Raw genomic sequence first — 23296 nt, forward strand, 5'->3', positions numbered from 1 at the left:
TGGTGCCAGACAAGCTTGCTTGATTGCTTCTGCTAACCGGGTGGGCATGTCATACAAGGATTTAGCCAAGGTACAAAAGACTCTGCCCTGACGTTATTCACGAAAGCTGGAAACGAAAGATATGGTCATGATAGAGTGGGTGACCGATGCATCTTCTGCCCATCGTCCTCGAGGCTTGAAGAAGAACGATCTGCGAGACGCAGTGTGAACGTTATCGCGATAACAATACCATATTCCCAAACGAAGGAGAAAGCATATGCTCATCTACAATCGCACGAATATCCCTGGATCAGTGGGCCGTGGCACACTCGATCCCGAACTCAAGGCATGGCTTCCAAAAGTCCCAACTCTCGGTGCTGATGTGACGATTGCGCAGGGCCGTCGAGATCACAAGGTGCTTGGCGAGGGGCCGTGGCCCGAGATCACAAGGTGCTTGGCGAAGGGCCGTGGCCCGAGATCGGTGCTATAGAGACGCTCGTTCTGCCTGGACCCCACGGGTCCCTAGCCGTTCGCAAGCACACACCCACCAATCCAACAAGTGTTCTATCCGGAGCATTGGTCTATATCCACGGTGGCGGCTTCACTTATGGGACACTTGATGAGTTCGAGGTTCCTATGCGCCTCGTCGCCGAGCGCGCAGGCGTCATTACCTATAGCATCGAGTATCAGCTCACTCCAGAGGCGAAGTTTCTGGTGCAGATTGATGAGATAGAGTACTTCGTGCGCTGGCTCTTCGACAACGCTAGCGCAGAGGGCGTCGACGCGAACAAAATCGCTGTCGGGGGTGACTCTGCAGTCGGGAACACGACCTGTGTCATCGCGCTAAAGCTTTGCAATGAAAAGGGTCCCAGGCTCGCCTTGCACGTGCCGCTCTTCCCGGAGGCCGCCTTCCCTGGCGATACCTTGTCAGGGAGCGAGAACCAGACCGGGCTTTATCTCGAAACAAACGGGATCTACGAGATGGTACGCAATTACCTCAAGAACTCAGATGATGGACGGCATCCGTACATTACTCCTTTGAACGCTCAATCGCATACCAATCTTCCGCCGACGATCCTGGTTACGAATGGATTCGACCCGCTTCGCGATGTGGGACACGCATACGCACAGAAACTGGCCGCCGCAGGCAACGACCTCACCTATGTGCACAATCCAGATCTGACTCACGGGTTTCCTCAATTTACGCGCTTCTCTGCCGCCTGCCATCAAGCGACGATGGAGCTCGCCGACCTCATCAAAGCGCACATCGGCTGAAAAGAAGGGGAGAGGGTCAGGTCCATTTCATTCTCTTTGGCTTCTTGCCTGGGTTTGCCTCACTCACCCCTTCCCCCTGAGAGCCGTGGGCGCGAAGAGTCTCTCTTTAATAGGAATGCGAGGGGAGCAGCTCTGTCAGGTGATAGGGTTTGCGTTACTGTACCGTGAAGGCCGTCCCATGATCCAACATGGGATCGCAAAGCAACGCCGTGCCAGAAATCTCGGTCTCCAGGAGACGAGAACCGTTTGACATCCCAAAAAGCACACGATCATTTCTCATGAGAGTAGTCCCAGATTTCTCATCTTTTCGAGTGTATGACTTTCTCTCTTCACTCTATGTCTGTGAAGAAAACACATATTCTGTCAATCTCTTTTCAAAAAAGACAGATAGCGCCTGAAGCACTTTTTCCCGATCCCATTATAGAAGTTTTAGCCGTCTTTCGGCCACTGTTTACGGCTCCCACTTGGAGGAAACTGATGACGTTGCTTACCGGGACCTTGCTGGCTCATGGACGCCGAACAGTCACGGCGGCTCTGCGTGCCAGCGGCAACGACATGGCTGCCAACTGGAGCACCTTCTACCACGTGCTCAATCGAGCACGCTGGTCTCCTCTGGCGGTGAGCCGTCAACTTCTCCTCCTTATCGTCGAAACCTTTGTGCCAGCCGGAGCCGACGTGGATCTGGTCCTTGATGAAACGCTCGAACGACGCTGGGGCAGCAAGATCAGGAAACGAGGCCATTACCGCGATAGCGCGCTTTCTAGTCGAGAACGCTCGGTGAGTAACCCTGGCTTGCGCTGGATCGTGATGGCAGTGGTCGTGACCCTTCCTTGGACCAAGCAGAGATGGGCGTTGCCTTTCTTGTGCATCCTCGTGACTACTCCCGAGGTCAGCCAACAGCTGGGCAAGCGACACAAGACCATCGGGATGTGGGCGCATCAGATGATCAGTCTGGTCCGGCATTGGCTTCCCGGCCGCTCCATCAAGCTCATGGGTAATACCGCCTACACGGTGTTGGAGTTGGGATTGCATGCACGTGCCCAACGGGTGACCCTGGTCACGACTGGCCGCTTGGATGCCGTGTTCCATGAACCACCTCCCGAACGCACCCGGCACCCTATTGGCCGTCCGAGAGTGGTAGGCCCACGTCTTCCTTCCCTGGAGCAGGTATTACAAAGCCCGGAGGCCGTCTGGCAGGAACTCACCCTGGATTGGTACGGCGAGGGGAAGCGCACGCTGGAGTTGTGTACCGGCACCGCTCTGTGGTATCGCTTTGGATACGATCCGCTGCCGATCCATTGGGTTCTGACGCGTGATCCCTCGGGCAAGCGCCCTGCGAAAGCGCTCTTTTCCACCGACCCCATCCAGACGGCAAGCCAGATCGTCAGCGACTTCATGAAGCGCTGGAGTCTGGAAGTGACCTTTGAGGAGGGTCGTGCCCATTTGGGCATCGAGACCCAACGCCAATGGTCGGATCGAGCTATTGAGCGCTCGACTCCTTTGCTCTTTGGCCTCTACAGTCTCGTGACGCTCTTTGGGCGGGCGTTGCACCCGGATGGGCACATTCCTGTCGCTCAAGCCGCCTGGTATCACAAGCAGACTGCCACCTTCCGTGATGTCCTTGCTCTCGTCAGGCGACATCTGTGGGGCCACAGGACTTTTCCCACATCACCCACTCACCCCGATGTGGTTTTAGTGCCCCGCTCGACTCTTGAGCGGCTGTCGTTGGCTGTCTGTTCGTGAGTTGGAAATGTACAAAGTCAAGCTCTGATGAAAGGAAAAAAGAATGATTCTCCCCCCTAGCGACTGCCCTGCCTGTAAGCGCAATGACCAGGTTCAGAAAGTCCCGGCTATTCATCGCAATAGCTCCTTCACTAGAATGGAAACCCAGGTCACTACCTCTACTTCTGTCACCTATGATTCCGCAGGAAATCCTACCTACAACTCTGTCCCTCAGATGACCACCGTTCCAGTCACTCACCAGACGAGACTTGGGGCTTTACTCTTGCCTCCTCGGCGGAAAACGATTCCTCTTCCTGTCGTTGAGAAGATCATCCTCTGGCTTTGTCCTCTCCTTGCCATCGCTCTCTATCTCTCTCAATTGTTTTTCCCGTCCTTTATGACTGGCCTTCTTCCTGCTGATTCCAGCGTTGCTAGTATACTCCTGGTCATCTTGAGCATATGCGGTCTCTCTATCGGTCTACCAGTGCTCCTTGGGGTTTTGACTCATCGCGTGTTTTTCCGTCAAGCGAACAAGCACCGCCGTGAGCTACAACAGCAGGAGCAGGAGCGCTGGCAATATCTTATGCGCCAATGGGAGCAATTCTGCTACTGCCATCGGTGCGATTGCGTCTTCTCTGCGAGTACCGAGAAAATCGCTGCACCTGCGCAAATACAGCAACTCTATCGTCAGTAGTTGCCTGCACAGTTTACCATCCTCTTGTCATCTAGGTGGTGGCTAAAAAGAGAATGATTTCGCTCAACGCTGGCAGCTTGGCGGCTTTTTTTATCCAGGCGATCACCGTGTTGCGTGAAACCCCAAAGTTTCGTTCCAGGCCTCCTGAGAGCTCCCCGCGTGAAAGCAGCGGGGGTTCCAGGAGTTCGGTAGACGCGCTCCGGCTCTGGTCAGACCAAAGCTTTGGGGCATGCTCTGCCCATCTCTCGCACTTTGGATGAGACGCTCGTGTGCTGCCCGCAGGCGCGCTTGCGCACCTTCCCAATACGCCTGGTATCGGGCACACGAGGGAAGGGGATGTGCTGGATCGAGAGAGGCGGCAAGAAAGGCCGAGTACAGGTCGCGTTGCACGGGACCTACCCCACAGGAGCACTGGTGCCAGCGCTGGGAGAGCGACTTCTTGATCCGCTTGCCACAGCCGTGACACCATTGGCTCAGCGCCGTCGTGCGTGTGGGGACTTCTACCAGGGTGCCGCCCGTGCTTGCAACGGTGCGTCTGAGGAGTTCTACAAACATCCCTGGAGCTCGCAGTCCCACGCTCTTGCCAAACTGCTTCTGCCATGCCTTGTAGGAGATCTTTTCGAGGATGATGGTGTTGCCCAGCGCGACCACCTCGTGGACCTTGCGGCCGTGCAGGCTCTTGCGGTGCGCCGCCAGCTTGCGCTCCTTGGCGGCCTTGCGCCGTCGGGTCGCCTGGTAGCGCTTGCTCTGCTTCCACCGCAGCTTCTTGTTGCCTTGCTTCTTGATGCGCCCCTGCTCGTCGTAGTACTCGGGAGCCAGTTCCTTGCAGAACACCTGCAGGCTCGCCTCCCCTTTGGGGCTGCTGGCGGGACGTTGGATGAGGCGGGCGAACTTGATGCGGTGCCTCAGGCCGTGGGTCACCACCTCATCCTTCCAGCCGATGAGGGTTGGGAGGCGGTTCCCGTTCCAGAGGAGATACCCCGCGTTTCCGGAATCGGGCGGCTGCAGGACAAAGCGAAGGCTGGTATCGTTGCGCTTGTTCTCGATGCTGGAGAGGCCGCGCCCCCGGCTCTTGAAACGCACCTGTTTGGCCTTGCCCAGGCAGACGCGGTTGAGGGCGCAGTAGGCGCGGCTGGCCAGCGTTTGGGCCAGCACGGCCTCAATATGATCCGCAATCCAGCCCACGCGCAATCCCTTGACTGCCTCCCTCATGCAAGGCTGCTTCGGTGAAGCCATGCGCCTTGCGCAAGGTGGAGAAGGCCGCTGCTCGCTCGGCCTTGTGGGTGCGGGGAAGGGTACGGGCCTCTTGCCAGGCGGGATCAGCCCGCATGCGGCGCAGGCGCTTTTGTCCTTGGGAGAGGATGGCGTTGTAGAGCTGACGGTCCGCCTCGAAGTGGGCGCGCAGGTGTGCAGCTTGTCCGGCATCGACGACCAGGGGGAGTTCGAGCAGAAAGGTAGGAGTCGCGGGTCGCTTCTCCTGCTGTTTGCTCTCGCGGCCTGGGCGCTCAAATGTGGCGAGGAGCATGCGTATCGCAACAGGCAGTCTCCCTCTCTTCTAGTACTGTGCCAACATGGAGATATGGTACATTTAAAGCAAGAATATACTCTCAAAGGAGCGTAGAAGGAGAATGTATGGACAAGCGATCACAGCCGCGTTTGCAGATACAGGGAAGTGCTTTCTCTCATGACAAACCCATCGACCTCCAGGAGGCTGCTGTCCTCTTGCAGGCAGGCGATGATGTTGCTATTGCTCGCCTGCCATTGAGCAGGGGTCTTGTTCTGCGTTTGCCTGATGGCCGTTTGCTTGAGGTCGGGCAGCGTATCCAGGCAGGTCACAAACTGGCGTTGCGAGGGATTGCGCAGGGCCAGCCAGTGCTCCGCTATGGCTCGATCATCGGTTTTGCGACACAAACGATCGCAGCAGGCTCTCATGTGCATACACACAATCTCGCGGTGGGTACACTCCACCAACAGTATACGTATGGGAGCGAGCTACGCCTGGTTGACCTTGTCCCGCTCCACCAGCGGCGCACCTTTCTGGGCTATAAACGACCCGATGGCAGGGTTGGCACGCGCAACTATTTGGCACTGATTGGCACCGTCAATTGTTCTGCCAGTACGATCCGGGCCATCCAGAAGCGTTTTGGGCCAGAGATACTGCGCCGCTATCCTCACATAGATGGAATCATCGGTCTAACCCATAAAAGTGGCTGTGCGATGGGACGCCAGGGGATCAACACACTGCAGCGCGTGCTGGCAGGTATGGCCTCCCATCCCAATGTTGGTGCCTACCTGCTGGTGGGCCTGGGCTGCGAAAGTAATCAGATCCCTAACCTGATCAATGAGATGGGACTGAGTGCAGGGAGGCAGTGGAAAGAACCACTCTCGCTCACCCTTCAGGAGCATGAGGGCGTTGCGCAGACCGTTGAAGAGGGAGTGCGCCTGATCAGTGAACTGCTTCCACGGGTGAATGAAGTGCGACGTGAACCAGTTCCCATCTCCGAGCTCACGCTGGCGCTTCAGTGTGGTGGGAGCGATGGTTGGAGCGGTGTGACGGCGAATCCTGCATTGGGGTACTGTGCTGACGAATTGATCAGACAGGGAGGGACCGCCGTCCTGAGTGAGACACCAGAGATCTATGGGGCCGAGCACGTGCTGCTACGACGTGCGCGTAGCCAGGAGGTGGGCGAAAAGCTGCTCGCGCGGTTACGCTGGTGGGAGCAGTATGTGGCAATCAACGACATGGAAATGGATAATAATCCCTCTCCTGGCAACAAACTTGGCGGCTTGACGACTATTTATGAGAAGTCACTGGGCGCGATTGCAAAAGGGGGTTCCTCACCATTGAATGCCGTGTACCAATATGCCGAGCCAATTGGGGAACGTGGTCTGGTCGTCATGGATACGCCAGGATATGATCCTGTCTCCGTCACGGGCCAGGTCGCAGGAGGAGCAAACATTGTGGTCTTTACCACCGGCCGTGGCTCCTGCTTTGGCTTCAAACCTGCTCCCTCTATCAAGGTCGCGACGAACACTCCTCTGTATGAGAATATGCGCAATGATATGGATCTCAACGCTGGCGTCATTCTCGAGGGGGTGAGTGCGGAGGAGATCGGACAGCAGATTCTCGAGGAGGTGATTGCTGTGGCTAGCGGCAAAAAGAGCAAAAGTGAGGCCCAGGATATCGGTGAAGAAGAGTTCGCTCCCTGGATTCTAGGGGCGACCATGTAAACATTCTGGCGATAAGGCAGCGATAGGGTCCGCAAAATCTTTGATACGAGAGAGGCGAAAAGTCTTTTTCCTACCATTTGCCGGCCTGACCATGCTGGTGACGTGCTTAAGGCAAGATCACTACCATCACAGATAACATAATCAAGCCACTGATCCCTACAGTAACGGCATCATTCACGACATATTTCAGAATCTCCTTGAGCAATAGAGTATGCAGCAAGGAAGCTTCTTGGTTGAACGAGAGGTTACTCTCAAAAACAGGCAAAACGCAAGAGTAAGAGCACTGATGCTATAATGGGGGAGGATCTATTCTCTTGAAAGAAGGGTGTTTATGGCGAAAAAAGCATTTCGTTTCGGGGTTGTCACTGGCGGTCACCCATCCCGTTCAGCGTGGATGACGCTGGCACAACGCGTAGAGGAACTGGGCTACTCCACTCTGCTCATACCAGATGTTCTGGGGACACCGTTGGCAACGATTACTGCTCTCGCCGTGGCCGCCACCGCCACCACGTCACTGCGAGTCGGGAGCTATGTTTTTGTCAATGATTATCGCCATCCTGTCCTGCTGGCTAGAGAGATAGCGACGCTGGATCAACTCTCCGATGGTCGCGTAGAACTTGGACTGGGTGCGGGCAACTGGCCGCGAGACTACCAACAGCTCGGCATTCCATTTGACAAGGCTGGCACACGCGTCTCTCGTTTTGCGGAGGGGCTGTCCATCATCAAACAGTTCTTTACCACCGAAACCGTCGATTTCTCCGGCAAGTACTACACGGCGACAGCACTGCGCCCCGTTCCCAGACCGGTGCAGCAACCACATCCTCCCATTCTAATCGGCAGCTCAGGTCGCCGCATGCTGACTCTTGCGGCGCGTGAGGCCAATATCATCATGCCAGTATCAGTTGATCCTACCGATGCATCGTTAGAGGAGAAGATCGGCTGGATACGAGAGGCCGCGGGTGAGCGCTTTGAGCATCTGGAGTTCAGCCGAAATGAATTTGGGATTGAATTAACTGACAATCCCGTCACCGCTGGCCCCCTCACCCAGAGAGGGATACCAGTGCAATCACGCCCAATGACCACGGCGCAGGCAGTGGAGTATCTGCTGGAGCAGCGTGAGCGCCTGGGTATCTCTTATATTCAGATTCAGGAAAGGCAATCAGAGAACTTTGCTCCAGTGATTGCTCACTTGAATGGCAAATAGCTTTCCAAAACAGTAACCCAGCTACGATGATCTCAATCGTTGTCCACAGCGTAAGATTTATGCTCGGTAGGTGAAAGTGCCAGTACAAGAAGACATCAATGGCTTTACGCTGTGTTGATATGAACTAACTGACGCGAATATGTGTCGAAGTGGACAAGTTATGGCTCTTACGCGGACTCGCTGATAAAAAGCTCAAGCAGAGATTAAAATATTTTCTTGGGGTTCATCCCGAACAGGAACGGAAGACGGGTTGGTCGAAGCCCTTTCTCTATGTCTTCCTGAAGGAAAGAGAAGGTATTTGTTTCTAATGCACAGCCGTTATGCAAGATACACGCAGGCATTGAGCGATGGAGTGCTCAATAGTCCAGGCGAGGTTGACTCTACGCTTCGACAGCATGTCGAAGTGCAGTCTGCGAAGTTGAACGGGCGCGCATCTCACCAAGCAGGGCAAGTTCCTGCAGAGTTGGAACGCTATATTACCAAAGTCGCTCTGTATGCCTACAAGGTCACTGATCAGGACATCGAGGCTTTGTGCGCGGCAGGGTATAGTGAGGATGCCATTTTTGAGCTGACCTTGAGCGCTGCTTTGGGTGCAGGCATGGCCCGACTAGAGCGTGGCCTGAGTGCGCTGAAAGGAGAATCTGATGCGACTCAAAATCATTGAGCAGGTGTTGAAGGGCGAACCAGCTTCCGATATTAGGCGCACCTTGACCTACCGCTCGCATGTGTTTGGTCAACCTTTCTCCGCTTACCTCCAGGAAGTGCTGCGAGGACAGTCCGACTGGAGCATTGGCGAGCGCGAGTTGTTCGCGGCCTTTGTCTCCCGCAAAAATCAGTGTGCCTATTGAGCGGGTGCTCACGGCGCAGTTGCGTCGCAGGCGCTTGAGGGCGATCTGGTCAATGCTGTCTTGCAAGATTGGCAGACAGCTCCCATTGATGAGAAGATACGGGCAACCCTGGGTCTGCTGGAGAAGCTGACGCTGACACCCTTTGAAGTTGGACCTGGCGATATCACGCCTGTGCGCGCAGCAGGTGTGAGCGATCAGGCTATCGAAGATGCTCTGGTGGTCTGTGCGCTTTTTAACATGATTGATCGCCTTGCGGATGCGTTTGATGTAGAGATCCCATCGGAGGAAGGCTTTGCCCGGACGGGAGAACGCCTGTTAGCAATGGGGTATCTCTGAAGACAGTTCAGTAACCCAATCCCCTTTTAGGGGATTGGCTTGCGTACTGTTCTCGCACGAGAGAAGGCTGTTGCAAGTTCCAGCTGACTCGCCTGAGTCGGGAAATCGGCTACGTTGGGAAGGTCATGCGACCTACGGATGCCTGCTCTCGTCCGTAGCTCTCGCGCCAGTGGTGGTGAAAAGTCCTGGTGAGGAGGGACCGGTGCTGCTGGCACGACAAGCCTTTCCAACGTTGGCGAAGAGCACCATACGTCTGCACGGAGACGGGGCTCATCTTTCTTGAGACCACGTGAGGAGGAGACCGTGCTTCCCCTCCTCCCCCGCAAGGGGTGCGCCTATGGAAGCTTTTGTTTTCTCCCACAGCCTAAAGGCATGCGGGTCTCCACGAAAGGATTTTTATGAAACCTATTGAATCCAAGTTTGCTGCGCAACTCTATACTGTGCGTGAAGAATTAAAAACAGATTTCCCCAATGTTCTGAGGGAACTAAAAAAGATGGGATGGGCGGGTGTGCAGATTTCCGGGTTGCATGGATATGATCCGAAGGAGATTGCCAGCGTCTTAGATGAAACCGGATTAGGCACAGCCGGAATGCACATTCCGCTACAAAGACTCACAGATGATTTGGAGCAGGTTCTCGAAGAAGCTCGTCTATTTCATACCCGCGACGTCATTTGCCCCTATTTACCGCAAGAATATCAGAATGCCGAAGGGTACACATTGGTTCGGCAGCGTCTCAACGAGGTTGCCCGGAAAGTTGCAGATCAAAACGTCCGTATAAGTTATCACAACCACAACTTTGAGTTTAAGACCCTTATCAATGGGAAATCAGCTCTTGAATATCTCTTGGAACCATCCAACACAAACGCGGTTCAGGCAGAAATTGATGTCTACTGGGTCAAAAAAGGTGGAAAAGACCCCGTTTCATTTATCAAGCCCTATGCCAACAGAATGCCGATCATCCATTTGAAAGATATGACTGCAGATGAAAGAGAGACATTTGCTGAAGTGGGTACAGGGAGCATCGATTTCACTGCGATACTTCGTTGGGGCGAGCTAGCCGGCGTGGAATGGTACGCCATTGAGCAAGATGTATGTCCGGGCAATCCAATGGATAGTTTACAGATCAGTCTGGAAAACTTACGCAAACTGACTCTATCATTAGCGTGATGTCGGAGGATGAGCTTCCCCCGTTTTTGTGGTGTGTTTAATCGGAAGCCCCCTTATCCAGAGGTAGCGACCACTCCAAAATGGAGGCTCTCCGTTTCTTTGTTTGCCTTCAAATTGGAATGGTCTCTTTAGAACTCAGCACCCGCGCATCACGCGATCAGAGGACGTGATTGCTCCAAACGTGCGCTCCAGCCTTCTAGAAATGGCCCCACCCGTTGTAGGCCGTTGTATCCAGGACAGCGAACCAATCGAAATCGGTGAAGCTTTGGGCGCCCAGTGGTTCATAGCTCCTGTTCTTCTGGCTGCCAGAGCGAATCGGAAGTGCCGCCATTTCCTCTGTAGGAAGCCCTTGCCCTTGATGGGTGGGAATGAACCGCACTGGTCCGGGAGCGGATGTAAACCGCGCCTCAAGCGTCCCGGCTTCTGGCTGGTCGATCCCGTTGGCTGGCGAGGAGCCTACGGCTGAGCCGATGACGGCATAGCGGCGACCGAATAGTTCATGAAGATGAGATCCAACGGGCCACCAGCTCAGCGTCTCATTCCCCCATTGCACCTTTCCACGCTTGAGATGGCTATTGTGGGCAAAAACCAGGACGTTGCCTCGTCCCTGTTCACGGGAGACGATATACGCCAGATTCTCTGCCATCATTGCGGCACGTATGCCGAGCAGGCGGGCCTGGCGTTGCTCGGACGGTTGCGCGAGCGTAGCATGATAGTGCAGGAGTTGCTGAGCCACCACAGCATAGTGGACGGCTTCTCGATAGCGGCTCTCGTCGCTCTTTGCGACCAGTTCGGGACGGCGCACGCGCAGCTCTGCAATCAGCTCCTCGGTCTCGATCCGCAATGCGGTTGCCTCCGGTGATCGACCTATCGCTTGCGTTGGGTCGAGCGCGGCAGCCGGATTCTCCCAGTCAGCGTCCTGTCCAAGCAGCGGGTCGATGCGCTTGCGATACTCCTGGCCGAGGTCCTCATCTCTCTCGCTGAGGTAATCAAGCGCAAAGTGCAGTGTCTGGCGGGGACTATCTGCGATTATATCGGTCGGGCTATCGAAACCATAGAACTGGAGTTTTGTAGGGTGAGCTGGATCAGCATTGTATTGTCTCATCCACTCGACCAGCTCGCGATTCGCTTCGAACGTTCCGAAACCGTGGCTAAAGCCAGTATCCTGCACCGCCTCATAGGATGCCGGACCGCGGCCAAGCACGTATTCGTTGACGAGAGGGCCTCGAGGAAAACTGCTTTCAATGGCAATGGCGCTGTAGCCATGGGCTTCTACAAGGCGTTGGAAGAGCTGGTTGCGAAGGACAAGCAGCTCTTCCCCTCCATGGAGTGCTTCTCCAAAGCCAAGCAATGTTACCTCATCGCCAAGTGAGTCGATCACCGTATCAACGGCGGCGTTGAAGTCCGGGCGAGAAGCGAGAGAGCATGGGATCGCCTCGTGTGCTATCCAGTTATCAAGTGTTGTATATACTCTTGTTGCGTTCGTCATGAGTCTACCCTCTATTGTTTTCACTGTACCATTTATCCAAGGAGAAATCTTCTCTTTCTGCCGCTTCTCTCTCCCATGCTCTCGTCTACCGTCTGAGAGCATGGGCGCCTGGACAAGTGAGACCACTCTCCAGGCTTCAGCAGATCGAGCATTCGGTTGCATGCATGCATCTCCGATCCAAGCTGGCCGGGCTTTTTCTGGATCACGTCTCTACAGTACAACACAGATGCAAGATTAGAGGGTAGAAAGAGAGCCAGGAGAGTGCGTATGGACATACATGGATCATAGCAGGCCCAATATACTTGGATTTCTGTGAGAGAACGAGGAGTGTATCGCAAAAAAAGTCTCAAGTCCGGACTTGGGAGTTTTACATGAAGCTTGGCAATACATTACGCACTATCGAGTCTTCCCAGGGCTTCTGGAATGAGCGTCGAGCCGGGTACGCGACCAGAGCAGCCGCTATCGTCTCTTCCACCTCAACTTGGCGGGGAATTGCGTCTATATGGCAAGAAAATGCGCCAACACCTTGTTTTTAGTTGAAGAATGGAGTACGATTACGCGCAGAGGTATCTAGCACTCTACGCGGCCCCAGGCCCATGAGAAGGAGCGACGCATGAAGACGTTTGCCTTTGAGCAGTCGTGTAATCGACTTCAGCTTCCGACTGCCACGCGTGACTTCCTCCTTTGAACCACCAGAAGGAAAAGAAGCAGACATGCCTACGCCCATTCTCGCCACGAAACTGTATCTCCCTCGGCTTCGGCCTCACGTGGTCAACCGCCCTCGCCTGATCGAGCGGTTGAACGAGGGGTTGCACCGCAAACTGACCCTTATCTCTGCTCCCGCAGGCTTTGGGAAAACCACGCTGGTCACTGCATGGGTCGAGGGCATCAAGCGACCAACCGCCTGGCTATCTCTGGACGAAGGGGAGAACGATCCTACCCGCTTTCTGATCTACCTCATCGCGGCTGTGCAGATGATTGCGTCCACGCTTGGCGAAGGAGTCTTGCGTGCGCTCCAATCAAGTCAGCCACCACCACCCGAAGCGATGCTGACGGCCCTGCTCAATGACCTGGCGAGCATCAAAGATCCGTTCGTCCTCGTCCTGGACGACTACCACGTGATTGAGGCCCAATCGGTTGACCTGGCCCTCACCTATTTCGTCGAACATCTGCCCCCGCACATGCACCTGGTCATCACCACTCGTGAAGACCCACATCTCCCCCTGGCCCGCTTACGCGCTCGGGGCCACCTGACCGAACTGCGCGCCGCCAACTTGCGGTTTACCTCCTCCGAAGCTACTGCCTTTCTCACCCAGGTGATGGGCCTCACTCTCTCCACACAGGACATTGCCCGACTTTCAGACCGCACCGAGGGCTGGATTGCTGGTCTGCAATTCGCTGCGCTTTCCCTACGGGGCCATCAGGATGTTCCCGGCTTCATCCGGGCATTCGCTGGAGATCACCGATACATCGTGGACTACCTAGTCGAAGAGGTCTTGCAGCGTCAGCCCGAACCGGTGCGCAACTTCTTACTCCAGACCTCCATTCTCGACCGGTTGAGTGGTCCGCTGTGCGATGCCGTCACTGGTCAGGAAGAAGGCAGGGCGCGGTTGGAAGCCCTGGAGCGAGGTAACTTCTTTGTCGTTCCGCTCGATGACACACGCCACTGGTATCGCTATCACCACCTCTTTGCTGACGTGCTCGCTGCGCATTTGCTGGTAGAGCAGCCCGAGCAGGTCTCGACACTACACCGGCGCGCGAGCGAGTGGTACGAACATCATGGTTCGGTGGGCGATGCCATCCGCCACGCACTGACCGCCGAGGACTTCGAGCGAGCGGCGGATCTGGTCGAGCTGGCAATCCCGGAAATGCGCAGGAGTAGACAGGATGCCACGTTGCTTGGCTGGCTCAAGGCGCTCCCCGACGAGCTGTTTCACTTCAGGCCCGTGCTCAGTGTTGGGTATGCCTATGCATTACTGGCGAGCGGCGAACTCGAGGCCGTCCACGCCCGATTGCGGGACGCCGAACGGTGGCTGGATACGACGGCAGATACGAGGGCGTTTGCGCTTGCTCCATCAACTGAGATGGTCGTCATGGACGAAGAGGAATTTCGCCAGCTCCCGGCTTTGATAGCCGTGTACCGTGCCGCGCGTGCCCAGGTTCTGGGCGATGTGTCCGACACCATAAAATACGCCCGGCGGGTGCTCGACCTCGTACCTGAGGAAGACCATCTCGGGCGCGGAGCAGCAGCGGCGCTCCTGGGGCTCGCGTCCTGGGTGAGCGGGGATCTAGAGGCAGCGCACCGGATGTTTGCCGATGGCATAGCGAGTGTGCAGATGGCCGGAAACATCTCTGACGCCATCAGTGGCACCATCGCCCTGGCTGATATCAGGATGGCGCAAGGTCGTCTCCACGAGGCCATGCGGACCTACGAGCGCTCTTTGCAGGAGGCGCTGGCGCTGGGGGAGCCTGTCCTGCGGGGAACGGCAGACCTGTATGTGGGCATGAGCGAGCTCCACCGAGAGCAGAACGATCTGGATGTCGCCGAGCAGTGCCTGCTGAAAAGCAAGGAGCTGGGCGAGCGCACAGGGTTCCCGCAAAACCGGTCTCGTTGGTGTGTTGCTCTGGCTCGCATACGGGAGGCCCAGGGAGATCTGGACGGCGCTCTCGACCTGCTCCACGAGGCAGAAGGCCTGTATGTGAGAGACTTCTTCCCCAATGTGCGTCCTGTAGCGGCGCTCGTGACACGGGTGTGCGTCACGCAGGGGAGGTTAGGCGAGGCCCTTAGCTGGGCGCGTGAGCAGGGCTTGTCCATTGAGGACGACCTCAGCTACCTGCGCGAGTTCGAGCACATCACCCTGGCCAGGGTGCTCCTGGCCAGGTCTAAGAGCGACCGTGCAGATCGATCTCTGCTTGAGGCAATAGGACTGCTCTCGCGCCTCCTGAAAGCTGCGCAAGAAGGTGAGAGGACGGGAAGCATCATCGAAATCCTGGTGCTCCAGGCGCTCGCCCACCAGATGCAAGGTGACACCTCTGCTGCTCTCATGGCACTGCAACAGGCACTCTCGCTGGCTGAGCCGGAGGGCTACGCCCGCATGTTTGTGGACGAAGGCCCATCCATGGGGGTCCTGCTAGAAGGAGCCGCGAAACACGGGATTGCCCCGAACTATGTCCGTCAACTCCTGACAGCCCTGGGCTCAGCTTCAGACAGAACGCCTGTCAAACAGGTTTTGATCGAGTCACTCTCGGAACGTGAGCTTGAAGTGCTTCGGCTGTTCAGAACTGACTTGAACGGCCCAGAAATTGCCGACGAACTCGTAGTGTCCCTCAACACCTTGCGTACCCACACCAAAAACATTTACAGCAAGCTTGGGGTGAACACCCGGCGGGCAGCGGTCCGCCGGGCTGAGGAACTCGATTTGTTCTAACGCACCCAGCTTCCACCAACCCCAGCAGATGTGTCGAACCACTGCCGGGGCTTTTTTTCTCCATCACAGCCTCCCGATTACCAAATCACCACATCAATCACCACATGTGGTGATGCCTTCTCACCACATTCATGGGTATATTTTGATCAAAGAAAAGAACGCATGCAACGACGTGGAGATTGATCCATATGAGAAAAATGCATGAGCCACAACATTATGAGATTCGCATCAAGGGACACCTTGAGAACCAATGGGCCAACTGGTTTTCTGGCCTGACCATCACGCGAGAAGACCGGGGCGAGACGGTGTTAACCGGCCCAGTCGATCAGGCCGCGTTGCATAGCTTGCTGAGAAAAGTGCGTGATCTAGGCATGCCATTGCTCTCGGTCATTCGCGTTGAACCCGAACCGGCAGATCTGCCGGATATTAAACATTGACACATATCACTCTTATTCAAAAAAGGAGACAAATACATGACTACCACCGAGCAAACCACGCAAACTCCAAAATCAAAGCGCATCGTCAGTGCCAACCAGCGCAGGGCAGAAATCGTGATTGCGGCCCTTTTCCTGGTGACTGCGATCACCAGTGGCGCCGGGGCTTTCATGCTGGATCCGCTTCTGAACGCCCCCGACTATCTGGCCTGGGTTTTTCCGACCAGGGGAGCAGTCGTATTGGATTCCCTGCTGTGGTCGATCAACAACATTGGGATTGTCTTCATCGCGGTGTTTGCGTTTCCCTTGTTCAGAAAACTCGATGAAGTCCTCGCGGTCGGGTACCTGGCTTGCCGGATCATCGAGGGCACTATCATGATGGTCGGTATCGTCGCGACCTTGCTGCTGATCCCGTTGAGCCAGGAGTTCCTCAAGGCTGGTGCCCCCCAAGGCTCGTGGTTTCTGACTCTTGGCGACGTCCTCAAGCAGGCGAAATTCCTTGGCCTGACCCAAGTTTCTCTCCCGATGCTCGGGTTGGGTGGATTGCTCTTTACCTGGATGTTGTTCCGGTTCCGACTCGTTCCACGGTTTATCTCTGTGGTTGGTTTGATCGGCTACGCCGTGGTGTTGTTCGGGAGCGTTGCCGGCTGGTTCGGTCTAATCGACGTGGCACCAGGAGGCAACGGGACGATCTTTGCCCTTCCCGTCGCAACGTTCGAGATCATCCTTCTCCCCTTCTGGCTGTTGTTCAGGGGCTTCAAGACACCGGAAGCCCCCGAGCGCGTCGTCGCCGCGAAGTGAACGCTACCGTAGCCGGCGGCCCCTCTCATGGCCGCCGGTGCGGAGTGCCTCCTTGCTGATAAAGTATACTGAAAAGGATCGAGACCAGAATTTGACACATATTCTGGAACTCCGTCAGCTTTGATGGTCCCTGGCTGCTTGCTCGTCTCCAAGAACCAGGATATGAATCAATTTGCCATGGGGCAAGTGTTTTGCTGGTCCGCCTGTGTCACGTGCCTGGGTACCTCTCCTCTACCGATCCAAGCGTCCCGGATCGGATTCGCCAGTTCGCCAACCCATCCTTGACAGGATTATCTCTCTCCCTGTATACTCGTGAAGTAGTCATACGTTTTTTGGGGAGGTTTTGACATCTATGCCAGTGTGCTGCTAACTCCATCCTGTTTCCTGTTCAAACAGTGAAACAGACGTTACCATTCTTGCTTCCACCTATCGCGTGTCTCTCATCAGGCATGAGCGCTTAGCCGTTCTACGCCTGGAATGCCGCAGAGCATGATTCCTGCTCGACGGCCCTTCTGGCGAGGCCGGAGCCGAGACGGCGGATAGTGATAACGCAAGCATTTGATGGTGCTCAGAGATATGGAGAAGCGCGCAGCAAAGAGGTGTCAGGCATGGAACTCCGGCGAACGCATCGCTGATGTTCCCCATCTACCACACGCACCCGCAGATGGATGCCATCTTTTCCCCTGTCGTGGCATCCGCCTCTTCGATCATCGTGTAAGCGATGACCTGCTCTCTCCTCCCTCTGGTCTCTTCCATCATGTCCTTGCGCGTGTTGATACGATAGTACTGTTTTTTCTCGAAGACAAAAAGCAAGGAATACCTATCATGACAGAACATCAGCTTTCACTCCTCCCCTTCTACGCGGGTTGGGGTATCTACCAGCAGCGTCTGGTCGCGGCCATCGCGCCCCTTACCGGAGAGCAGCTTGCCTTGCGCACCACGCCGCAACACTGGTCGATTGGCATGTACGTGACGCATATTGTTGCAAATCGCGCCTGGTGGTTCCACGCGCGAATGGGCGAGGGGAGCGACGATCTGACTTCCCTCGAATTATGGGCTCTAGGAGTCTGTGAGGGGAACGTGGATCCATGCCACCCGGCAGCAGAACTGGTTGCCGGACTTGAGAAGACTTGGCAGCTGATCCAGCATACGCTGGCCCGCCTGACCCCTGCTGATCTTGAGCAGGTCGTCCCGCCTCTGGATGATGAGGAACGTGTGCGGCACGCGAAACTGGTGGAGCCTGCGCTCCAGCCGTACGCTCAGATGTGGGTGGAGGCAGCACGTCAGGCGAAAGTAGTGAGGCCCGCGGTTTCGCTCCAGTCGATCATCTGGGGTGTGCTCGAACATGACATCCATCACGGCAGCGAAATCTCCACCACTCTCGGCGTCCACGGCCTGCCAGTCGTCGAGTTGGATTAAGAACAGGAACGTCTTCAGTTCTCCTCTCTCTCATAGGTGGATATGTTGAAATGATGTGGTCGCTTCAGCGACAGGGGCGCCCCTGTCGCTGAAGCGACATTCCATGCTCACATGGACAAGAAAAAGGGGAAAGACTGGATGCAGAGATGCGCAGCATCAACCTGTTTTCTGACGTATGTGTATGGGACTCAGCCAACTTTGATTATCACCGTTTGTCTGCTTGCAGCCGCTAAAACCATCGGCATTTTATCTGGTGCAAGCCAGTCCCAGGCCACTTGATATCAATCCCACCAGTCTGCTGGCGAACAGTGCAGAAGTATTCTATGAATGAGTGATCTCGAACACCAGGAGAGTTCTACAGATGATGCCTCGCCGTAACATGCTTGACACATACATCAAGCATGTTACGGCGAGGTGTGACAAGAAGCACGTGCGAAATATCAGGGAGCCGAGTCTTGTCGAGACAAGGTATCGCACGCCACAACTCGATCTGGGGCAACCTCACGAAGTGGAATGGCACCCCGTCAAGCGGCTCCCTGACCGCGCTCCAAGATACAGGAAAAAAGCGGCTGGTGAGATGTCTCAACTGTCTTTCTTTTAGGTTGGCAGCAGATGAAGCATCTGCCGAATCCAGCGTATTCTGAGAAATGTCAAAAACTGGGGTGAATTATCTTTCCGTGAATACCAGCTTGACCGCTAGTGCGCCAAAGGCAACAGCAAAACTGCATCGCAGCCAGAGCATAACGCGTGGACGCGTGAGCACATGATCGCGCATGGCAGAGGCAAAAATGCCGTAAGCTGAGAAGACCACAAACGTTACCAGCATAAATACCCCCGATAACTCTATCATGCGCAAAAGCGGCTGTGTTTCCTGCGCATTGACAAACTGGGGCAGGAACGCCACAAAAAAGAGAGAGAGTTTGGGATTGAGGATATTGATGAGAATACCTTCAATGATAATGCGTAGGTGAGACCGCTTGACCTCTTTGCGATCAACCTGCAATGCACCTTTTTCCTGCAGTGAACGCCACGCCATAAAGAGCAGATATGCTACGCCAACGTATTTGACCGCATTGAATGCAAGGGCACTGGTATGCAGGATAGCCCCAAGCCCGAGTAGTGCTGCAGCCAAGTGCGGCACGATGCCGAGCGTGCAGGCAAAGGCCGCTACGATGCTGGCACGAGCACCACGCGAAAGCCCGGCAGTGATGGTATAAACTGCTCCGGTTCCTGGTGATACAACAACAATCAGGGTAGTGATGAAAAACGCGATGGTCATCTGCGCTCCCTTTTTTAGATAGTTAATAACTCAGATGGGGAAGAATGGTGGGAGACGAGCAGCATTGAGCCTTTAACTTCTTCCACTCTTCTTCCTCTTTCCTTAAGCGTTTCGGTTTTTGCAAAAAATCACGATGACGATCATCGAACAAAGTCGGAGAGGTCGGCAAAATCCCAGGCACGCAGTGTTCCCGGCTCCAAACGGATATGCACGTGTGGAGCTCTCGCCAGTTCCTGCAAAAAGAGAGCAACATACTCCGGTAGCACATAGCGCTGCAATATTCTCTTATGCACCTATTCTACACCATCACTTGTGAAATACGCAATACCCCGCACTTCAATTCCGCGGTTGCGACCTCCATTCTCGGCAACGACGATACTCGCTCGGGGGTCAGACTGCAAATTGCGGTGCTTGGCATCATGGGCCAGAACAACCACATTAAATCCTCCATCCAGCCATTCATACCAGATGGGAGAGAGCAATACTTCACCACGAGAGAAATACGTGGCTAAAACACCATTTAAAGGCTGTTCAAGCAGATCACCTAAATCTGCCACTTGCAGGTTCTTCCGCATACCATAATTTCTCCTGTTCAGCAATGATGAATCAGAGAGAGAGACCGTCCCTCTCTTCCTTGCATATGCCCTCTCTCATTCGTGAACCAAAGACGTTTGGAAATCAATGCCCCTGGCGACTGCTTGAGCCATTTCTTCTCCTAAGAGACGCTCAACCATGTGCAACGCCATATTGAAACCCGCCGTTACTCCTGCCGATGTGATAATGGTTCCTTCATCCACAAACTTTCCTGTGCGTTGGACCTGGATCTGAGGAAACTGCTGTTCAAAGAGATCGAGCGCGGCCCAATGGGTTGTGGCTCGCTTCCCATTGAGGAGTCCTGTCTGGGCGAGTAAAAAGGCTCCCGAACAGACAGAGGTCATAAGGGTGCTCTGAGAGGCCGAGCGGGCGATCCACTGGATGATCTCATCCTGGGCACGCATATGAGCAATGATGCCAAGATTCCCGCCAGGGACGACCACGATGTCAAAAGCAGGAGACTGTTCAAACGAATAATCAGGCTCAAGGCGAAGCCCATTACTGGCTTTGAGTTGTTGCCCGCTCTGGGAAACCGTTCTGACAACAAATGGGTGATTCTCAAGAGTATCCTGACCTGATAGCGTTTTGCGGAGGTCATGCATGGTATAGCCTGCGTTATAAAAAACTTCATAAGGTCCGGCTATATCTGTTAGATCGACGTGCTCAAACAGCAGAATACCCACCGTCCACTGGTGTTTCATAGCAGATGGTCTCCTTCTAAATACGAACGTTCGTATTTATTCCAAGACAAAAAAAATTAGCTCGCAGATCGTTGAAACAGATCAACCATCGCCTTCTTTGCTATAGCTATCATCTCTGCGTCGCGCCCTAATCCTCGCCATGCCAGTGTTGAGAACTGGATGCCAAGGAACTCGAAGGCGAATTGATGGATCTGCAGATCCGATCGGAAATGGCCCCACGCCACAGCGTCACGAGCGCACCGCTCAACCAGCTCGATGAAGCGATTGTATTGCTGCCTGACCGCTTCGCGGACTTCATTGCTCTCCAGATCGTCTACCTCAAGCAGCGCATTGGTAAAAAAGCATCCTCCTTCAAAGGTTCTTGCCACAAGATACTCAAACCAGGCATCGCTGAGAGCCTGGAGTTGCGGCAAGCCGGATGCTTTTTCAAGCGCGGGCACGGTCACGACCTGTTGGAAGATCTGTGCAGCCCTCTCAACAGCAGCTACTTGCAGATTGATTTTTGATGGGAAATGAGCACAGATCCCTCCTTTCGAGAGAGAGAGCGCCTCCGCCAGCCGCCCAATAGTTAACCCATTCAAGCCTTGCACGGATGCCATTTGAACCGCGCGCTCTAAAATGAGCTCTTTGGAATTTTCACGATGACTCATGTGCCTAGTATAAAATACGATCGTATTTTTTGTCAAGAGCAAATTCTGGCATGGACTTGCCTCTGTGACTTGCTTGTGGTAAATAATCCCAAGACTGAGATGACGTTTCCCTCAAGGATGAGGCATGGCGTTCAAGGGTTGGATACCCTGTCTCTGTTCCATGCTGCTGATGGTTCGTATGTTTCTGGAGGCCGCGTATCATTGCGGCGAACAAATCGTTTGGTTCAGGATACTGAAACGTTATACCCTTGTGGGCAAGCCACAACAGACGCGTAGGATTTGCGCAAGCAGCGAGGCGTGGGTTTCAGTGCAAAAGAGGCCCATACCTGATTGTTCGCGGGCGCACTAGACAAGCTCCTCCTCAACACCTTTCTCTGGTATCTGCCGCTTCATCGAGAAAACCCACAGAGAGAGAAGCAGGCCGCATCGTCTCCTGCACCACCGCCATCAGGTGCTCACTCAACCCAGTCAGGCTCATCTCATGGCGTACGGTTGAGGCAAAGGCTTCCAACGTCTGGGCGGCATCGTATGTGCGACGATAGAAGCGCCGATCAATGACTCTCTGGATACGATGACGCAACGGCTGGAAGAGGGCCGCAACCACCAGGGTCGAAGCGACCAGGCCCAGCGTATTCTCCTGCTGGCCGAGGACATCGCGTACCAGGGTTCCGAAAATAAGCACCAGGCCCACATAGATCAAGCCCAGAGTCACCGTCAAGACTGTATAAATCAGCGTGCATGTTCAAACATTTGGCCTTCCTCAGCCTTTTCTAGGAAACTAATTGTAGGCATTGAGGATGATGAGCGTTTGCGCTCCTAGTAACAGGAGGATGAAAACAACTCCACAAGCTCCGATTACGCTCGGTGAGAAGACCTCTCTTTCTGCCTCATCCAACTATCTCATCCAAGCAGTTCTTCGATCTGGCGCATCTGGGCCTCGTTCAGTGGCCCGAACTGCATCGCTGCTGCGTTCTCCTCTACCTGTTTGACAGTCTTAAAGCCCGGAATAGGGATAGTATGCCCGCTGCGCGCCCATAGCCAGCCCAGTGCACCCTGTGCCAGCGTACGGCTATCACTCGTCAGGACCTCGCGAACCTGGTCTAGTCGCTGCAACAGTCCTGGTAAGCGTTCGCTACTGAGGTAATTCCATGAAAGCTCAGACAGTCGAATATCTTCTCGTCCTATCTGCTCTCTTGAGGTATATTTCCCGGTCAACACGCCCATCGCCAGGGGGCCTCTGTTGATACTCGCCAGATTGTGTTCCTCGCACACTGCTAAGACGGCGGGATTGTCCTCAAAGACATTGAGCGTATGCTGAATGGCCATACAATGCGGCCCCTGGGCGAAAAGGCGCGCGCGTTCTGGATCGTCCGTGCTCCACCCATAATAGCGAATTTTTCCCTCCGCCACGAGTTGTTCCATCTCTTCACGCACCTCTACAGCCCCCTCAAGATCATAGTCATTAAAATGGAGTTGATAGAGGTCGATATAGTCTGTTTGCAGGCGGCGTAAACTGCCTTCGCAGGCTCGGCGAATGCCTGATCGAGGATCATCCAGGCCGCCGGTAATTCTGCGTGTTTCTTCGTCGAACTGGTCCCCGACCTTGGTGGCAATCAGCACGTTTGCGCGCCGCTTTCCTAGCGCCTGGCCAAGGATACGTTCGCTATGCCCACAGCCATAGACCCCGGCCGTATCAAACAGGGTCACGCCTAGGTCGAGCGCCCTCTGAATAGCTTGAATAGACTCCACATCGTCTACTTCGCCATACCCGCACGCCAGGTCACCGGCCCAGAACGGCCCACCGATTGCCCAGCAGCCCATACCCAGGGCACTTACTTCGATGCCGCTTCTTCCAAGCGTTCGTGTCATTACTGTACTCATTCTGTTTCCTCCTCCGATCATAATATGGTTTGCCTCTATCAGGCATGCCCCATCATACCTGACCCCCACCCCGCCGCACATTCTCCAAAAGGAGGAAATCTTCCGCGACTTTGCTCCCCCCGAAAATTACCAAACATTCCCCGATTTACCAAACACCCGGAA

General features: G+C 54.9%; 21 protein-coding genes and 1 pseudogene. 13 read left to right on the top strand and 9 right to left on the bottom strand.

The genetic code is table 11. The features are described from left to right. Positions 1-256: 256 nt before the first annotated feature. The 4 genes from JMJ16_RS43475 (at position 257) to JMJ16_RS43490 (ending at position 3670) form a co-directional block, all read left to right on the top strand. A complete protein-coding gene (locus JMJ16_RS43475; protein ID WP_201391767.1) occupies positions 257-469 on the top strand; it encodes a hypothetical protein in 213 nt (70 codons plus the stop codon). Then, on the top strand, positions 412-1254 hold the full coding sequence (locus JMJ16_RS43480; RefSeq protein ID WP_201391769.1) for an alpha/beta hydrolase: 843 nt from the start codon (positions 412-414) through the stop codon (positions 1252-1254). The genes JMJ16_RS43475 and JMJ16_RS43480 overlap by 58 nt, the downstream gene beginning before the upstream one ends. A 342-nt stretch (positions 1255-1596) precedes the next feature. Next, positions 1597-2997: a transposase gene (locus JMJ16_RS43485; RefSeq protein WP_255553304.1), complete on the top strand. Its 1401-nt coding sequence runs from the start codon at positions 1597-1599 to the stop codon at positions 2995-2997. Positions 2998-3040: 43 nt separating this feature from the next. Then, a complete protein-coding gene (locus JMJ16_RS43490) occupies positions 3041-3670 on the top strand; it encodes a hypothetical protein (RefSeq protein ID WP_201391771.1) in 630 nt (209 codons plus the stop codon). 102 nt (positions 3671-3772) lie between these two features. On the opposite strand, the pseudogene JMJ16_RS43495 reads toward JMJ16_RS43490, so the two are convergent. After that, a pseudogene (locus JMJ16_RS43495) lies at positions 3773-5195 on the bottom strand (AAA family ATPase). Positions 5196-5302: 107 nt separating this feature from the next. Between JMJ16_RS43495 and JMJ16_RS43500 the strand changes: the two are divergent. The 5 genes from JMJ16_RS43500 (at position 5303) to JMJ16_RS43520 (ending at position 10458) form a co-directional block, all read left to right on the top strand. After that, positions 5303-6901 carry a UxaA family hydrolase gene (locus JMJ16_RS43500; RefSeq protein ID WP_201391773.1) on the top strand — a complete coding sequence of 533 codons (1599 nt, stop codon included), beginning with the start codon at positions 5303-5305 and terminating at the stop codon, positions 6899-6901. A 331-nt stretch (positions 6902-7232) separates the two neighbouring features. Beyond that, entirely contained in the window at positions 7233-8105 is an 873-nt protein-coding gene (locus tag JMJ16_RS43505; protein ID WP_201391775.1) for a TIGR03621 family F420-dependent LLM class oxidoreductase, read from the top strand. Between the two features lie 307 nt (positions 8106-8412). Next, positions 8413-8769, top strand: a complete 357-nt coding sequence (locus JMJ16_RS43510; RefSeq protein WP_201391777.1) for a hypothetical protein — start codon at positions 8413-8415, stop codon at positions 8767-8769. Next, positions 8750-9289 carry a peroxidase-related enzyme gene (locus tag JMJ16_RS43515; protein WP_201391778.1) on the top strand — a complete coding sequence of 180 codons (540 nt, stop codon included), beginning with the start codon at positions 8750-8752 and terminating at the stop codon, positions 9287-9289. Before JMJ16_RS43510 ends, JMJ16_RS43515 begins: the two co-directional genes overlap by 20 nt. Before the next feature lie 398 nt (positions 9290-9687). Continuing rightward, positions 9688-10458, top strand: a complete 771-nt coding sequence (locus JMJ16_RS43520) for a sugar phosphate isomerase/epimerase (RefSeq protein WP_201391780.1) — start codon at positions 9688-9690, stop codon at positions 10456-10458. Between the two features lie 196 nt (positions 10459-10654). Here JMJ16_RS43520 and JMJ16_RS43525 read toward each other — a convergent pair whose 3' ends face one another. Continuing rightward, a complete protein-coding gene (locus tag JMJ16_RS43525) occupies positions 10655-11947 on the bottom strand; it encodes an erythromycin esterase family protein (protein ID WP_201391782.1) in 1293 nt (430 codons plus the stop codon). Positions 11948-12660: 713 nt separating this feature from the next. On the opposite strand from JMJ16_RS43525, the gene JMJ16_RS43530 reads away from it, so the two are divergent. The 4 genes from JMJ16_RS43530 (at position 12661) to JMJ16_RS43545 (ending at position 18029) form a co-directional block, all read left to right on the top strand. After that, positions 12661-15375: a LuxR C-terminal-related transcriptional regulator gene (locus tag JMJ16_RS43530; protein WP_201391784.1), complete on the top strand. Its 2715-nt coding sequence runs from the start codon at positions 12661-12663 to the stop codon at positions 15373-15375. A gap of 188 nt (positions 15376-15563) precedes the next feature. Further along, positions 15564-15812: a hypothetical protein gene (locus JMJ16_RS43535; protein ID WP_201391786.1), complete on the top strand. Its 249-nt coding sequence runs from the start codon at positions 15564-15566 to the stop codon at positions 15810-15812. Between the two features lie 36 nt (positions 15813-15848). Continuing rightward, entirely contained in the window at positions 15849-16610 is a 762-nt protein-coding gene (locus JMJ16_RS43540; protein ID WP_201391788.1) for a DUF4386 domain-containing protein, read from the top strand. A 576-nt stretch (positions 16611-17186) separates the two neighbouring features. Then, a complete protein-coding gene (locus tag JMJ16_RS43545) occupies positions 17187-18029 on the top strand; it encodes a DinB family protein (RefSeq protein WP_201391790.1) in 843 nt (280 codons plus the stop codon). Positions 18030-18696: 667 nt separating this feature from the next. Here the strand turns inward: JMJ16_RS43545 and JMJ16_RS43550 are convergent. From JMJ16_RS43550 to JMJ16_RS43580, 7 genes are all read right to left on the bottom strand, one after another. Further along, the gene (locus JMJ16_RS43550; protein ID WP_201391792.1) at positions 18697-19308 is read right to left on the bottom strand and encodes a LysE family translocator; all 612 of its coding nucleotides are present in this window, start codon (positions 19306-19308) and stop codon (positions 18697-18699) included. Between the two features lie 140 nt (positions 19309-19448). After that, on the bottom strand, positions 19449-19601 hold the full coding sequence (locus JMJ16_RS43555) for a hypothetical protein (RefSeq protein ID WP_201391794.1): 153 nt from the start codon (positions 19599-19601) through the stop codon (positions 19449-19451). Then, the gene (locus tag JMJ16_RS43560; protein ID WP_201391797.1) at positions 19602-19883 is read right to left on the bottom strand and encodes a pyridoxamine 5'-phosphate oxidase family protein; all 282 of its coding nucleotides are present in this window, start codon (positions 19881-19883) and stop codon (positions 19602-19604) included. Positions 19884-19958: 75 nt separating this feature from the next. Then, entirely contained in the window at positions 19959-20603 is a 645-nt protein-coding gene (locus JMJ16_RS43565) for a DJ-1/PfpI family protein (RefSeq protein ID WP_201391799.1), read from the bottom strand. Between the two features lie 56 nt (positions 20604-20659). After that, complete coding sequence (locus JMJ16_RS43570; RefSeq protein ID WP_255553292.1) at positions 20660-21253, bottom strand: TetR/AcrR family transcriptional regulator; 594 nt, start codon at positions 21251-21253, stop codon at positions 20660-20662. Between the two features lie 361 nt (positions 21254-21614). Then, entirely contained in the window at positions 21615-21965 is a 351-nt protein-coding gene (locus JMJ16_RS43575) for a hypothetical protein (RefSeq protein WP_201391803.1), read from the bottom strand. A 188-nt stretch (positions 21966-22153) separates the two neighbouring features. Next, on the bottom strand, positions 22154-23134 hold the full coding sequence (locus JMJ16_RS43580) for an aldo/keto reductase (protein ID WP_201391804.1): 981 nt from the start codon (positions 23132-23134) through the stop codon (positions 22154-22156). Between the last annotated feature and the right edge of the window lie 162 nt (positions 23135-23296).

Source organism: Ktedonobacter sp. SOSP1-52, from assembly GCF_016587395.1.